This is a genomic window from Flavobacterium sp. 9, from assembly GCF_002754195.1.
Classification (GTDB): Bacteria; Bacteroidota; Bacteroidia; order Flavobacteriales; family Flavobacteriaceae; genus Flavobacterium.
On the sequence record NZ_PEEU01000001.1, the window covers coordinates 4,253,923 to 4,269,572 of the forward strand.

Annotated in this window: 12 protein-coding genes and 1 tRNA gene; 6 read left to right on the forward strand and 7 right to left on the reverse strand. The window is 31.5% G+C overall.

Annotated features, from left to right (window positions below; genetic code table 11):
* Entirely contained in the window at window positions 1–1,512 is a 1,512-nt protein-coding gene (locus tag CLU81_RS17670) for a hypothetical protein (protein WP_099711019.1), read from the reverse strand.
* A 318-nt stretch (window positions 1,513–1,830) separates the two neighbouring features.
* Here CLU81_RS17670 and CLU81_RS17675 point away from each other — a divergent pair, with 318 nt between their 5' ends.
* Both CLU81_RS17675 and CLU81_RS17680 read left to right on the forward strand, forming a co-directional pair.
* The gene (locus CLU81_RS17675) at window positions 1,831–2,289 is read left to right on the forward strand and encodes a hypothetical protein (protein ID WP_099711020.1); all 459 of its coding nucleotides are present in this window, start codon (window positions 1,831–1,833) and stop codon (window positions 2,287–2,289) included.
* A gap of 43 nt (window positions 2,290–2,332) precedes the next feature.
* Entirely contained in the window at window positions 2,333–2,827 is a 495-nt protein-coding gene (locus CLU81_RS17680; RefSeq protein WP_099711021.1) for a hypothetical protein, read from the forward strand.
* Window positions 2,828–3,036: 209 nt separating this feature from the next.
* Here CLU81_RS17680 and CLU81_RS17685 read toward each other — a convergent pair whose 3' ends face one another.
* The 6 genes from CLU81_RS17685 to CLU81_RS26665 form a co-directional block, all read right to left on the reverse strand.
* Window positions 3,037–3,441, reverse strand: a complete 405-nt coding sequence (locus CLU81_RS17685; protein ID WP_099711022.1) for a helix-turn-helix domain-containing protein — start codon at window positions 3,439–3,441, stop codon at window positions 3,037–3,039.
* A 296-nt stretch (window positions 3,442–3,737) separates the two neighbouring features.
* A tRNA-Met gene (locus CLU81_RS17690) sits at window positions 3,738–3,810 on the reverse strand.
* 127 nt (window positions 3,811–3,937) lie between these two features.
* On the reverse strand, window positions 3,938–4,462 hold the full coding sequence (locus tag CLU81_RS17695) for a DUF4269 domain-containing protein (RefSeq protein ID WP_099711023.1): 525 nt from the start codon (window positions 4,460–4,462) through the stop codon (window positions 3,938–3,940).
* Between the two features lie 2 nt (window positions 4,463–4,464).
* The gene (locus CLU81_RS17700; RefSeq protein ID WP_099711024.1) at window positions 4,465–5,991 is read right to left on the reverse strand and encodes a glycosyltransferase family 39 protein; all 1,527 of its coding nucleotides are present in this window, start codon (window positions 5,989–5,991) and stop codon (window positions 4,465–4,467) included.
* 187 nt (window positions 5,992–6,178) lie between these two features.
* The gene (locus tag CLU81_RS17705) at window positions 6,179–6,727 is read right to left on the reverse strand and encodes a DUF4494 domain-containing protein (protein ID WP_099711025.1); all 549 of its coding nucleotides are present in this window, start codon (window positions 6,725–6,727) and stop codon (window positions 6,179–6,181) included.
* A 158-nt stretch (window positions 6,728–6,885) separates the two neighbouring features.
* Window positions 6,886–7,287 (reverse strand): hypothetical protein, encoded by a 402-nt coding sequence (locus tag CLU81_RS26665; protein ID WP_144444519.1) that lies wholly within the window; start codon window positions 7,285–7,287, stop codon window positions 6,886–6,888.
* A 242-nt stretch (window positions 7,288–7,529) separates the two neighbouring features.
* On the opposite strand from CLU81_RS26665, the gene CLU81_RS17715 reads away from it, so the two are divergent.
* The 4 genes from CLU81_RS17715 (at window position 7,530) to CLU81_RS17730 (ending at window position 15,641) form a co-directional block, all read left to right on the forward strand.
* Window positions 7,530–9,629, forward strand: coding sequence for a glycoside hydrolase family 97 protein (locus CLU81_RS17715; protein WP_099711027.1), 2,100 nt, complete (start codon window positions 7,530–7,532; stop codon window positions 9,627–9,629).
* A gap of 234 nt (window positions 9,630–9,863) precedes the next feature.
* Window positions 9,864–10,832, forward strand: coding sequence for a type I phosphomannose isomerase catalytic subunit (locus CLU81_RS17720; RefSeq protein ID WP_099712799.1), 969 nt, complete (start codon window positions 9,864–9,866; stop codon window positions 10,830–10,832).
* Window positions 10,833–11,237: 405 nt separating this feature from the next.
* Window positions 11,238–12,248: a LacI family DNA-binding transcriptional regulator gene (locus tag CLU81_RS17725; protein ID WP_099711028.1), complete on the forward strand. Its 1,011-nt coding sequence runs from the start codon at window positions 11,238–11,240 to the stop codon at window positions 12,246–12,248.
* A 303-nt stretch (window positions 12,249–12,551) separates the two neighbouring features.
* Window positions 12,552–15,641 carry a SusC/RagA family TonB-linked outer membrane protein gene (locus CLU81_RS17730; RefSeq protein ID WP_233209730.1) on the forward strand — a complete coding sequence of 1,030 codons (3,090 nt, stop codon included), beginning with the start codon at window positions 12,552–12,554 and terminating at the stop codon, window positions 15,639–15,641.
* Window positions 15,642–15,650 lie beyond the last annotated feature (9 nt).

The window sequence follows — 15,650 nt, forward strand, 5'->3', positions numbered from 1 at the left end:
TTAATTATCTAAGTATTCGTTTCCTTTTAAATCCAGCCATCCTTTTTGTCCGTTTGGCAATTCAAATCGGGCAAAATTCTCTTTGAAATCCTCAAGCTTTTTATATTTTATTTCTTTCCTTATCGGATAATAAGTAAATAATCCGTCTTTTTCAATTAAGTACTTTTGATCCCTAATAGTTTTAATCGAATCTAAGTTTTTAGGCAGTTTATTATTAAATGCTATAATTCTTTCGTCTGGATTTTCCGCAATTAAGTATTCAATTGTTGTTAGATTAAATTTTCCGTTTTTGAGTTTTACATAGATCATAATTGGATCTTTAATACTAAAAGCCCCTATTTCAGATTGTGTTGTTATTGATGCCATTTCGTCTAAAAATTCAACAGTTTCAAATTCATTAGAATTCAAAAGCTGCAATTCTTTTCGAAATTTCCGAACATCAGGAACAATTGAACTGATTGAAATAGAGTAAGGTTCTAAAAAGAACATTCCATTTTTCTGAATGATCTTAAAATCTGCCGTTTGATCGTCAAAATAATCAGAAAAACTAACACTAAAAGGCGTTCCTTCCATGTTATAATCACTCATTTTTGAATCTTTCCCGATTAGATTTATAGTTTTCAAAGAATTTCCTTCGATAATCTGCATTAAAGGAAAATGTTTGATCAGACTAACAGCTTTTAGATTTTGAATATTTAAATTTTGAAAAGCATAATTATAAAGATTTATTTTTCCCTTTTGATAACCAACGATGAAGAAATTATCAAAAGCAATTGAGTCAAATGATTTAGATATAACACTTTCATTATAAATATCCTTAATTTTTAATTTCTTATTCCATAAAGTGTCAGTTTTATAGAAACCATTATTAATTTGCAATTTGCTTTCATTCCCAAAATATACTTCTGCAGTAGTAAAGCTTTTAAGGTTTTCTGTTTCATAATTTTTAAAAGCATCATTTAAACCCTTGTCTTTAAACGAAAATTTGACTTTCTCTTTTGTCGAAACTATAAAGCCTTCATTGTGGAAAATAATTTTGTTATTATTTCCAAAATCCAGAATACAGTAATTCAGTAAAAACTTTTTGACCGGTTTATGAGATGAATCCTTAAGAAAATCTATAGCGAAGAAATTTCTATTGTATTTATAGAATTGATAATTATTCTGATGGCTGCTGTTTTTAGTTATAACCTTTTTTGTCTCTAAATTTTCAAAATCAAATTTTATAATGTCTAAAGCAGAAATAGTTGCAGAATCCTTTTTAAGGTTATTTATTTCTTCCGGAGTTACATTGTCCAGTTCATATTTAACTCCTTCAGATAAATCTTCATAATCATTTATGCGAGGTAATTTTAGATGATAATATGAATTTCCTTTTTTTATAAAAACACCTTCATTAGCATTTATAAATTTTAATTGACCTTCTTTGATTTTAAAAACTTTTTGTCCAAAACAAACCTGAGCCAGAAGAACAAAAACGAAAAGTAATTTTTTAGAGTATTTTATAATCATCAGACAATTCAATTTAAATTAGAGAAAGATAGTATTTTTATCGAAAAAGGAATCATTGTTTTGTTTCTGGTTTCTATCTCTATAGATGATTATTTGATGCAAAAGGTTGGGAGCAATAACGAAAATAAATTGTTCAATCAATATGCTTTTACATTAGTTTTTAAAGTTGAAGTTTTGGTTTTTTAGATTAGATTTGTTTTGAGAAGTGGCTCAAAGTCCGAGATATTTGCGTAGCACTTGCAGGAACAAGTTGAAGAGCAGGGGAAAAGCCATCTATGAATATTCATCAGAAAGCGCATTATTTATAAAACCAAAATTATGAAGTACTATTACTATATTTTATATAGAATTTTTAACTCTTTAAGCGATCAAAAAAAACATAATAATGCTGGAACGATAAGTATTTTATTAACAAATACCAGTACACTAATAGTCTGGTTTGGTATTTATACAATGCTATTATATATTGACTATTATTGTTTTAATATTTCAAATATTTTAATTCCAAATCAATTTTTTGTGCTTATTTATGTGATAATTTTAGCATTATTAAACTATTATTTTTTCATAAAAGATAAGAGGTTTTTAAATTATGGTTTTGAAGCAGATAAAAAAGGTGGTTATTTCATTGTTGGATTTATTATATTAATGGCTGTAAGCTTTGTTTTTATTGCTAATAAAAATCGTGAAAAGATTTCTAATGAGCGAGAAAAAGTCAGAATAGAGAATAGAGATGCTTTTAGCTATGATACTTTTATAAAAAATGGGTTCTTATAAGAAACTGATTTTTATATTAAAGAATTAAAGAAAAATTTAAATTATGAAATATTACTCAAATAATGAATTGGTAACTTGGTTTAAAAGATCTGAAAGACAAAATCTAAAAATTACCATACTTTTAATAATTTTCGCATGTTTAGCAGGAGCTGGCTTTTTCTTTGATGCACAAAAGGAAATCGATAACAAATTTATTTTTGGCGTTGGAGGATTGGTTTTAATAATTGTTTTCTTTTTATACGCTTATTTAAATTCTGGTTCTCTAACAAATAAAACAATCAGAGAGATATCATTTACAGATTCTGAGATTACTTTTTGTACTTTTTCTTATAAATTGTTTGCATTATATACAATTGAGGAAAAGGAAATTATTGTAGATTCGTTGGCTTTTAAGTTTATAAAGAGTGAATATCCCGTTAATAATAAAAAAATTAAACTTCAAAAAGAATGTTTTATAATAACAAATAATGGCATTGAGTTTTTTTTATTGTTTAAGTATTTTAATGATGATCTTTTAAATCAAATAAAAAATGAATAAAATGAAAATTTAACTCCAGTTCTCCGGAGTGTGTTTCTTAATAAAAAAAGCGCAAATGTCTCTGACTTTGCTTTTTTTTTCTTTGTTGTACATCGTAAAATGTATAAAAAAATATCAGCTTTTTGTAAATTATTCTAAAACGAAAAAAGCCCCAGATTTCTCCGAAGCTTTTATTTTGATATTTTTTATAAATAAAAATTATTCCGAAATTATTTATTGATTAATTTTTCAAGTCTTTCCATCATTTCGTCTTTTTCTTTAAGCATACGCTCAAACAAAGCAATTTTTTCTTCGTGAAGTTTTTTTAATTCTTCAACAGAATTGAAATTGAAGTTAGAATTAGGATTTCCAACACAAGCATTATCTCCAAAAGTATTCGAAATAACATTTATCGCCTGTTCCTCATCAAAATTCTGAAAAGCTTCAACTGGAATTTTTAATACTGCCGAAATTTGTTTCAACAGATTTTCTTCAATTACATCTTTTTGTTCGAGTACAGAAATTTTTTTCTGATTCCAGTCATTTCCCAGATCATAAGCTAATGCTTCCTGCTTTATGTTAAGCATTTCTCTAAAACGTTTTAAGTTTCTTCCCTGATGTATTTTCTGTTCCATAATGATTATCAATTTCTAAAGACTCAAAGATAAAGCCATTTCGATTAAAAGATGTGAGTTTCAAAGATAAAAAAAATATCCTCTAGTTTATTTGAAGAGTTCTTCTGGAAAAGCTGCGCAAATGTCTCTGACTTTGTGCAATCTTGTTTAAACGAAAAAAGCTCCGGATTTCTCTGAAACTTTGTTTTAGTAGCGGGAACAGGACTCGAACCTGTGTCCACCGCGGCGGATATGATTCCGACAGCTAGATTTTAAAATAAAAAAACACCAGCTTTTTCAAGTGGTGTTTTATTTAGTAGCGGGAACAGGACTCGAACCTGTGACCTTCGGGTTATGAGCCCGACGAGCTGCCTACTGCTCTATCCCGCGATGTTTCGGGTGCAAAGATACACAGGATATACGGTTATACAAAGGTTTTTTTGAATTATTTTTTAAATAACTTTTTTTAATTGTAATCAATTAATTAGTAGTTGTTTATGATGTTGTTATGTAAGCGTTAAATCTGATATTTCAATAATTCCGAATAGGGATCTCCATTTAAACCTAATAAATAAGCAAAAGCAGGTTCAGTTTTGTAGCCGTTTTGTTTGAGTTTGATGATTTCTAATCGAAAGTTTTCGTCTTTTGCTTTCAGAATTTCATATTCGATAATCATATGTTTATAGCCATTTTGACTTTTGGTTGGAATGTTTTGACCAAAAATTTCAATTTCAAAAGCGTTTATTTTAAAGTTGGCAATAGCAATTTCCTGATTATCAATACTTGTTTCTCTAATTTCGAAATCAGATTCATTCCCAAAAAGAATATTCAGTTTTGTTATAAAAGCGAGTTTGTTTTTCCAATAACAGATAATGTCAAGATCACTGTTTTCGATATCAATATTAATTGGAATTGTGCCAACGAGAATTGGATCGAATTCGGCTAAATTGATTAAAACCTTATTTTGAGACAAAACCTCAAAAGCATGAATCTGTTTTTGGTTTCCGGTTTTTAAATATTCGATAGAAGTAAAGTCGATCATTTTTATTTACTATAGTCTTTTGTCGATTTTATTTCGCTTTCAAGCCTTTTTTTGATATTGACTTTTGCATCAGTAAAAACAAAGATTGTGGTTCCGTATTCACGCGCATATTGGTTGGTGATTTCGCCGGAGATTTTTGCAGTATTAAAATAAGGACTTGTTTCTTTTAATTCGTCACTTTCTTCCTCGTAATCCTTAACTCTGATGAGATTTTTGTACGTAATATTGAGATTAAACCAATTCACATAATCGGCATTAAAAGAAACTGCTTTGATTCCTTTTTTGGTATAATAATTAATCGCTCCGGCTTGTCCGTAATTGTCGCACAAAACGAGTGTTTTGTCTTTATTAGGAAGCGTCGCATAAACAGAATCGGTTTTGCGGGCAAGTTCTTTCCATCCCAACATATCAGCAAAATCTTGTGGCAAAGCATGATCTTTTCCATCTTCCCAACGAAGCATATCTAGTTTTTTGTATTTCTCAGGATGTTTTACAATATATTCCGGGCTTTTATTTGGGAACGCCAAATTGTACATCGGAATAAAAAACAAAAGCGGAATGATGATAAATACAGGTTGCAGAAATCTTTTCCAGCCCGTTTTTAAAATATCGGATAGAAAAACCGCTCCAAAAGCAATATAAATAGGATAGAGTCCAATTGCATAATAAGCTTTGGCTTTGAAATAAATAAAGATTAGAAGCGTGAAAATGATACTCGTAAAAAAGAATTTAAATTTATCGAAAGCTTTATAAAATAATAAGGCATATAATCCGGCAAGAATAACAAAAAAGGCGCCAATAAAAAACAGTAATTGATCTTTTAAGAATCCAATGCGATCAACATTTACAAGTTGTGTTTCTGCCAATTCCTTCATATGATGTACAATTGGAAACTGATTGTTGTATTGCCACAGAAGATTCGGAAGAATCATTAATAATCCTAAAAGTAATGCCAGATAAACGTCTTTTTTGGCTAAAACTTGTCTTTGTTTAGAAAGTAAAAGCGCAGGCAAAAGTCCAAGTAAGAGAAAAAGAATATTGTATTTATTCAAAAAGCCAAAAGCAAAGACTATTGCTCCTATATAAAGCCATTTTGTTTTTTCGGTAATAAAATATTGAATGATAACATAATAAAATCCTGTCCAGCACAAAATATCCAATGAATTGGGCTGATAAAGTGTGTTAATTCGCAATAGCGACGAAAACAAAATGCAAGTTGCTCCCAAAATCAGCGCATAGAGATTTCCTTTAAGAACTTCAATAGTTTTCCAGACAATAAAAAGTGTCAATGCACCAAAAAGAGCAGGAAAGAATTTTACCCAAAAAACCGAATTTCCAAGTTGATATATAAGGTAAGAAAACCAGGATGTCACCGGAGGAACTGACAAATAACCCCAAGCCAAATGATGTGCCTGATCAAGATGAAGATATTCATCGCGCTGCAAATCATATTCAGGACTTATGAGAATGCATTGCAAGACGAATTTTAAAATAATAAACCCAATTAAAATTAAAGATTTCTTAGTCATCGAGATTTGGTTTGGTGAGTTTTGGTTGTATTTTTTTTAGTCTAAATGATTTTGTATCAGTGCTAAAAATGTATAGCTAATATATAATTTATTTTGGTTTTGTAAGAAATGAAAGTTTTAAGAAATGATGTAAAATAAAAAAGCTCCAGATTTCTCTGAAGCTCATTATTCTTTATGATAGAAATTATTATTCCTCCATAGCAGTTTCAAATTCCATGTGATCGATCGTTTCTACCGCAGGTTGTGCAGGTTTTGAAGCTTTCAACGCATTGAATCTTTCTAATTGTTCTGTTTCTCCTTCTTCACCACTGAAATAAGGGAAAACATCCATAATTGGAGATTCAGAAACAGCAGGAATTGAATATTCTCCCATTGTAGTTTGCATCACATGAAGCGTATTGTCATAAGCTTCTCTCACATCATTTGCCTGAACCAAAAGATACATATTCGATTTTCTTTCTTTACCGCTTTCTTCGTCGTAAGCCATCAAAGTTACTTTTGATTTAAACCAACGATCTGCATTTTCAAAAGGATGAATTTCGGCATAATTAGCCACTTTTATATTCGTGATTTTAAATTCTTCACTGATATAAGCCGCCATCTCTTCATTAATTCTTTTTTCGGCTTCGGTATAAGACAAAGCATCTACCAAATAAGGTTCTGTTAGAACTTTTTGTCCTCCGGTTTCGTCTGTCTTTCTATATTTTACTTTGCATTCGTACCAAGTTGCGCTCATCTTCTTTAATTTTTAAGGATGCCAAAGATAGATTTTACAGGAAAAAAAACTCTTAAATATTGAAATAGATATTCACAAATTTGGGTTGAATTTAATAATGTTCTGAATATCTGTTAGTTGAAAATAGTTAAAGAAATTTCCACAAGTTTGGATATAAACTACTTTTCTGATTCATTTTTATTGAATGTAAAAAACTCAAAAAATCCAAGAAGTATAACCCAGATTGAAAAACCATATATAATAATCTGCCAATAATCAAATTGATATTTTTCTAATCCCCAAGAAGCTTTTGGCTGTATGAATTTTAAATAGGCAAAATAAAAACCAATAATAATGGTGAGAGTTCCAATACTATATTTCAAGATTTTAGATGGCGTTGATTTGGTAATTTCTTTGTAGAAAATCACAAAAAATGAAATTACATATATAAAAAGGAAGACATGGAAAAGCGATATTTTATCAATAAAAACGACTCTTAAGAGTTCTACAAAGCCAAGAAGTATAAAAGCTATTCTTGATATGATCCAAAAATTGTAAGTGCTTGAGTAGAATTTCTTCATTATATATAAGGTTTAATTTTAAGGACTAATATAGAAATTTATAATTGTATTTGGATGGAGTTTTAATTAGGAAAATAGACTAAAATATATTGTGTATTTGAGTTTGTTTAAAATGATAATCACAATGGATATTAAGTGTTAATTTCAAAAAAGTATATTTTTTCTTCTGTTGGGAAATCTGTTTCATAAAATTTATTATGTTTGCTAAATCGATTTAGCAATTCTTGAAACCACCTTCATTTATGAAAAATATATTCCTTATCTGTTTTTTTGTTATTTCTAATGCTTTCCTAAATGCTCAGGAATTAAAATCTCCGGATGGAAATCTGGTTTTGACATTCAAATTAAATGAAGCCGGAACGCCAATTTATACTTTAAGTTTTAAGAATAAAGAAGTGATCAAAGAAAGTAAATTAGGTTTTATTCTAAAATCGGATATTATATTCAATAAAGATTTCCAGATTACAGATACAAAATTTCAATCCGAAAATAGTACCTGGAAACCGGTTTTAGGAGAACAAAAAAAAATTAGAAATCAATACAATGAATTGAAAGCTGATCTTGTTCAGAATAAAAGCAAGCGAAAGATTTCGATTTATTTCCGATTGTTTAATGATGGTTTAGGATTTAGATACGAGTTTCCAATACAGGATAATTTGCGTCATTTTATAATTCAGGAAGAAAAAACGGAATTTAATTTAACGGGAGATCATAAACTTTTCTGGATTCCGGGAGATTATGATACCAACGAATATAGTTATACGACGTCTAAAATATCTGAGATGCAATCTCTCGTTTATAACGCAACTCACGTTTCGCTTGCGGCACAAACTACGATCAAAAATTTGGCAACACAAACGCCTTTGATGATGAAGACAAACGAAGGACTTTATATCAATATTCATGAAGCGGCTTTGAAAAATTATCCGGCAATGTGTCTGAATGTTGATGATAAAACTTTTTCGTTGAGTTCACACCTTGTTCCTGATGCCGTTGGAAATAAAGGATATATTCAAACGGGAAGTTTTACGCCTTGGCGAACGATTGTTGTAAGCGATGATGCGAGAAATATTCTGGCTTCAAAAATGATTTTAAACCTGAATGAGCCTTGTAATTTTGAAGATACTTCATGGATTAAACCTGTTAAATATATTGGCGTTTGGTGGGAATATTTTACTGGCGGAGGTTCGACTTGGGCATATTCAGATAATCAGGACGTTGTTATTGGAGCAACAGATTTCTCTAAATTAAAGCCCAATAATACACACGGAGCAAATACCAAACATGTAAAAGAATATATAGATTTTGCAGCTACAAATGGTTTTAATGCTGTTTTGGTTGAAGGATGGAATGAAGGTTGGGAGGATAATACGGCTTTTAAGAAAGAACGTATTTATAGTTTTACCAAAGCATATCCGGATTTTGATGTAAAAGATTTAAGTGATTATGCTGCAAAAAAGAACGTAAAAATCATCATGCATCACGAAACGACATCTTCAACTTCGGAGTATGAACGACAATTAAATGATGCTTTAAATTTTATGGTTGAGAACAATTATAATGCTGTAAAAACAGGTTATGTTGGGCCAATTATTCCAAGAGGCGAACATCATGACGGACAGCAAATGGTGAATCATTATACATATGTAGCCAAAGAAGCGGCAAAACATAAAATCATGGTAGATTCGCATGAAGCCGTTCGTCCAACTGGTTTACATCGCACGTATCCAAACTGGTTTGCTCAGGAATCGGCGCGAGGAACTGAGTTTGAATCTATGGAAGGAATTCATCCAGATCATACTACAATTTTACCTTTTACCCGATTAATGGGCGGTCCGATGGATTATACGCCGGGAATTTTTCAAGGAGATTTATCGGTTTACGGATCAAAAAAGAATAAGCTGAGTACAACGCTTGTCAAACAATTGGCGCTTTATGTTACGATGTATAGTCCGCTGCAAATGGCTGCCGATTTACCGGAAAATTATATCCGTTTCAATGATGCATTTCAGTTTATAAAAGATGTTGCGCTGGATTGGGATGAAACCTATATTCTTGAAGCAGAACCAGGAGATTATATTACAATCGCCAGAAAAACAAAAGGGAAAGAAGAATGGTTTGTTGGCGGAATAACTGATGAAAACGCGCGTATTGCTACAATTGATTTTAGTTTTCTTCCAAAAGGAAAATCTTATACGGCAATAATTTATGAAGATGGAAAAACTGCCGATTATAAAACTAATCCGCAATCGTATACTATTCGAAAAATAAGCGTAAATAGCAAAACTAAGCTGAAACAAAAACTTGCGTCAAGCGGAGGAGTTGCTATTTCTGTAAAGTAAAATGTGAAATGGTACGCGGATGACACGGATTCGCTATCGCGAAAACACGGATTTGCACGGATCTTTTCTTTCTGATTATTAGAAAAAAAATCCGTTTTTATCAGCGTCTTTCCGAAAGGAAATCCGTGTCATCCGCGTGCCATCTTTTTGCGTAATTTTAACACTAGATTTACTAGAATGAATTATTGCAGTTCGCGACAAAACAATTTAGATATTAATTTTAAAAACATAAAAATGAGCATAAAGAATTATCCTTTACAATTTGAACCAATTTTGAAAGAAAGAATTTGGGGCGGAGAAAAATTAAATACAGTTCTTAATAAACCAATCGTTTCGAAAATTACGGGGGAAAGTTGGGAATTATCTACTGTAGAAGGAGATGTAAGCGTTGTTTCTAATGGTAAATTAAAAGGAAAATCATTAACAGAATTAATTGAAAAATCTCCAAAAGCAATTTTAGGAACGAAAGTTTACGAACGATTTGGTAATCAATTTCCGTTATTGTTTAAATATCTTGATGCTCGTGAAGATTTATCGATACAAGTTCATCCAAATGATAAATTGGCAAAAGAACGTCATAATTCTTTTGGTAAAACTGAAATGTGGTATGTAATGCAAGCCGATGATGATGCAAGAATTATTGTAGGTTTTAAAGAGGATTCAAGCAAAGAAGAATATCTGGAAAATCTAAATAATAATACATTGGTTTCTATTTTAGACGATGTAAAAGCCAAAGCCGGAGATTTGTTTTTTCTGGAAACAGGAACAGTTCATGCGATAGGAGCGGGATTGGTTGTTGCCGAGATTCAGCAGACATCGGATATTACGTATCGTTTGTATGATTTTGACAGAACAGATGCTCAGGGAAATAAAAGAGAATTGCATGTAGATTTAGCACTTGATGCAATTAACTATAATAAAGTAGATACACATAAAAAGTACGAAATGATTCAAAATCAATCAAATGTTGTGGTTGATTGTCCTTATTTTACAACGAATTTTATTCCGCTTGACGGAACAATTGATGTGAGTAGAAACGGAGAAACATTTACGGTTTATATGTGTATTGAAGGTTCTTTTGGGATTAGATACGAGAATGAAATTTATAAATATAAAAAAGGAGATACTGTTTTATTGCCTGCAGATATAAGTGATTATATGTTAGATGGTTATGCTTCTGTTTTAGAAGTGTACATTTCATAAAAGATAATGTAAGATAGAGAAAAATAGTTCTTTAAGGTTTTGGATGCTTTCTCGAAATCTTAACGTTATGAAAAAATAAATTGTAGAAATTTTACCGAAAATTCTGTATTTTAATGTGCTTTTCTGTTCCTTTTTCGAATTTTTATTGATTTTAAGCTTTTGTCTGTTCTCAGTTGAAAATACTTTATCAGAAGGCTGGTTATATCCTGTAAAAGTTCGAAATCATTAAAATGGGAATAAATGATTAATAAAGAAAAACTTATAATTACTGAGGATTCTACTTGTAATTAACTCTAAAAAAATGATTTATTTAAAAAAATAATTACAAAATCGTTTTAGTAACTATTTTTATATATATATTTGTGATTCAATTAACAACAACTTAATAAAAAATTAATTCGCTAAATGAAAAAGATTACTATTAAGGATATTGCCACAGAGGCGCAAGTGTCTATATCTACTGTATCTTTTGTCATTAATGATAAAGGCGAGAAAATGGGAATCAGTCCTGCAGTAATAAAAAAGGTGCAGGAAGTTGCTGAAAAGCTTAACTACAGACCCAGCATGATTGCAACCAGTCTAAGAACTGGAAAAACAAGATCGATTGGACTTATTGTTGAAGATATTTCGAATCAATTCTTTGCAGATCTTGCGAGAGTCATAGAAGATGAAGCGAAGAGCATTGATTACAGGGTTTTTTATTGTAGTACTGGTGGAGATGATGAACGTTCTGAAGAGTTGATACATAGTCTTTTGCAGGCAAATGTGGATGGTTTTATTATTACGCCGACACAAAATCTTGAAGAGAAAATAGATCTTCTTATAAAATTAAGAAAACCCGTAGTATTAGTCGACAGGTATTTTCCAGGTCAAAGAGTAAGTCATGTTGTAATGGATAATTATGAAGCCTCTAATACGGCTACAAAATTTTTGATCAATAAAGGCTGTAAAAAGATTGCTGTTGTAAATAATACATCTGAAATGGTTCAGATGAAATTACGAGAAGATGGTTATCGCGATGCTTTGAAAGAAGAAGGGAACTATGATGAAACACTTGTGCTTCACCTGGATTATAATAGTACTGAAGAAAATAAGGTAGCCGATATATTAAGTTTTTTTGAAAAAAACAAAGACATAGATGCTGTTTTATTTTTAACCAATTATATGGGACTTGCGGGACTTCAGGCTTTTAGAAAGATGGGAATTAGTATTCCTGACGATATCTCGGTGATTAGTTTTGATGATCATGATAGTTTTAAATTGCATACACCAACAATTACTGTAATTGCGCAGCCTATTGAGGATATCGCAGTTAAATCGATACAGTTGTTAATGAGTCAGATGACTGACATGGAGAAGTTTGAAGTAGAAAAAAGCCTTAAAAAAGGCAGGTTAATAATCCGGGAATCTGTTTGATTCTAAAGGATAATATTTAAAAAAATTAAAAAAAAACGGTTCGTTTTTTTTTAGTCATTTTACTAAATCGTTTTAGTAAGTTTTAGAAGACTAAACTGTGTTTATCAGTTGTTTTTTTTAACGTGTTCACTATATCGATTTCTTAAGATTAGGAAAGTATTTATGTTGCTGTTAAGTCATAGTATTTAGAGGTGAAGATCTTTAGATACCATATTAAACTGAGTTCAAATTTTATTACTAATTATTAAAAACAATCACGTTAAAATCAACAAAAATCAAAACAAATAACCAAAAAAAATGCTTATGAAACGAATATTGGCAGTGTTAGGAATGGTATTGTTAAGCAGCTTAGGAGCTGTTGCACAAAACCGATTAATAACAGGCATAGTGACTGATGCAGAGAACAAGGGAATTGTTGCTGCATCCATAGAGGTTCAAGGAAAACCGTTTAGCGCAGTTACAGACGCTGAAGGTAGATTCAAGATGAATGTTCCGGAAGGGAAGGTAACTTTAAATGTATCTTCTATAGGTTTTGCTTCAAAACAAGTAGTACTTCAGGAAAAAGAAAACCGTGTTGCGGTTGTATTAGGAGAAAATTTACAAGAATTAAAAGATGTTGTAGTAACTTCATTTGGAGTTAAGAAACAAAAGAAAGCTTTAGGTTACGCAGTTGGAGAAATTAAAGGCGACGACCTGACAAAAAATAAAGAGATTAACTTAGGAAATGCCCTTCAGGGAAAAATTGCCGGAGTTAACGTTTCTGCACCTGTTACAGGACCTTCAGGTTCAAGCCGTGTAGTAATTCGTGGAGCAACATCTGCTTCTGGATTAAACCAGCCTTTGTATGTGGTAGACGGAATTCCGATTGATAACAGTCAACAAGGAAATGCAAATATGTGGGGTGGAGCTGATAAAGGAGATGGTATGTCTTCTTTCAATCCAGATGATATTGCTTCTATGTCTGTATTAAAAGGTAGTGCTGCTTCTGCTCTTTACGGGTACAGAGGATCAAATGGTGTTATCTTGATTACAACTAAAAAAGGTAAAAACGGAACTGGAATTGGAGTAGATTTTAATACAAATTCTACTTTTAATACACCTGCAAGTCTTTTGCACTGGCAAGATCAATACGGAGCCGGAGCGCCTGTAAATGGTGTTGCAACAAGATTTTCAGACTTACAGGAACTTAGGGATTCTTACTATTTTGCATGGGGAGATAAATACGACGGAACACCTTCTCTTTCGCTTGACGGAAAAACAAGACCATACCAAGCTTACGGAAAAGACAATGTTGAGAATTTCTACAGAACAGGATATTCTTTCAGTAATACTTTAGCTATTTCTGGTGGAAATGAAACTACTAATTTCAGATTATCTTTTGGAAACACTAAAGATGAGTCTATTTTACCGGGAACAAATTTCGCAAGAAATAACGTGGCTTTGAGTTTGAATTCGGCACCAAACAAAAAAATTAGTGTAGAAACTAACGCACAATATATTACAGAGAAAAGTAATAATAGACCTTATTTGAATGATTCGCCTAGAAATCCTTCTTTCCCAACGACATTCCTAACTCCGGGAACAGACATTAGATGGATCAATAACGGATACGATGAAAACGGTGGTGAAGCAGATTATTTTGGTGCAAACACTTACCATACAAATCCTTATTTTGCTACACAAGAGCCTTTGAATGAAGACTTAAGAAAGCGTTTTATTGGTTCTGCAAAAGTAAATTATAACATTACTGAGAAAATTTATGCTAAAGGTGTTATTGGTATTGATGATATTAATTATGAATACACTGAAATCGAGCCTACAGGAATCAACTACAATCCTGGAGGATCTTATGAAAACAGAGTTGAAGGCCGTTCTGAATATAACGCTTCTGCTTTTTTAGGATATAAAGGTGATATCGCCAAGAATCTTTCTTTGGATGCTTTCATTGGAGCTAACCGTCAACACAACAGATACAGCGGTATTAAAATGAAAGGAAACAATTTTATCGTTCCGTTCAAATATTTCTACGGAAATACACAACCGGACAAAACAGAGAAATTGTTTTCAGAAAGCGAAGTAAATTCACTTTTCTATTCAGCTGATTTAGGTTACAAAGATTTCTTATACTTAAGTTTAACAGGTCGTGAAGATTGGTTCTCTACTTTAGATCCATCAAACAACAGTACTTTTTACCCATCTGTAAGTTCAAGTTTCATTTATTCTCAAATTATCGATTTACCAGAATGGATGTCTTACGGAAAATTAAGAGCAGGTTGGGGTAACGTAGGAGGAGCTTTGCCAGACGCTTATGCTTTGTCATTGACTTATACTTCGCCAGACGGACAAACAGATTCTCAAGGACAGCCAATTTTGGGTGTTAATGGAGAAACGGTTCCAAATAAATATTTGAAACCTTATAATGTAAGTACAATCGAATTTGGTTTCGAGAATACATTTTTCAATAACAGAGTAAGTACAGATTTGACTTTTTACCAAAAAAGAACAACAAACGATATTGCTGATGCTGATATTTCTCAAGCTTCTGGTTACAGAACTACAAAAATCAACGTGGGAGAAATCCTGAATAAAGGGATAGAATTTGCTGTGAATGTAAAAGCAGTTAAAACAAAAAATTTCTCTTGGAGCGTTGGATATAATTTTGCTTACAATGATAGTAAAGTAGTAAGTCTTTCAGACAAAATTACAACCAAATCATTAGAAGGAAACAGAGATTCAAGAGCTTCTGTAGTTTTAGAAAAAGGACAGCCTTTTGGAGTAATCAAAGCTTATGATTATTTAAGAGATTCACAAGGAAATATTGTACTTGATACAAACGGTAAATTCATGAGAGGAAATTTAATCATTGCAGGACAAGGTGTAGCGCCAACTTCAATGGGACTTTCGAATGATTTTCAATATAAAAATTTCACACTTTCAGTTTTTGTAGATGCTAAATTTGGAGGAGAAATCTACTCGGCTACAAATCAATTAGGAACTCGTTACGGATTATCAGAGCAAACACTTCCGGGACGTGAAGGCGGAGTTCAGGTATCAGGAAAAGATGTTAACGGAAATCCTGTAAACACAACAGTTTCTGCATACGATTACTGGAGAAGTTATAGTGATATAACATCAAACTTTGTTTACGATGCTGATTTCGTAAAATTAAGAGCAATCTCTTTTGCTTATAATTTCCCAAAATCGACTTTGTCTAAAACACCATTTCAAGCGGTTAGCTTAGCGTTTTCTGCTCATAATTTATGGACAATTTATGACAAAGTTCCAAACATCGATCCAGAATCAAACTATTCTAATAGTAATGCACAAGGACTTGAAAGAGCATCTATGCCTTTGACAAGAAACTATGGTGTAAGCCTTAATGTCAAATTTTAATAATAAAAT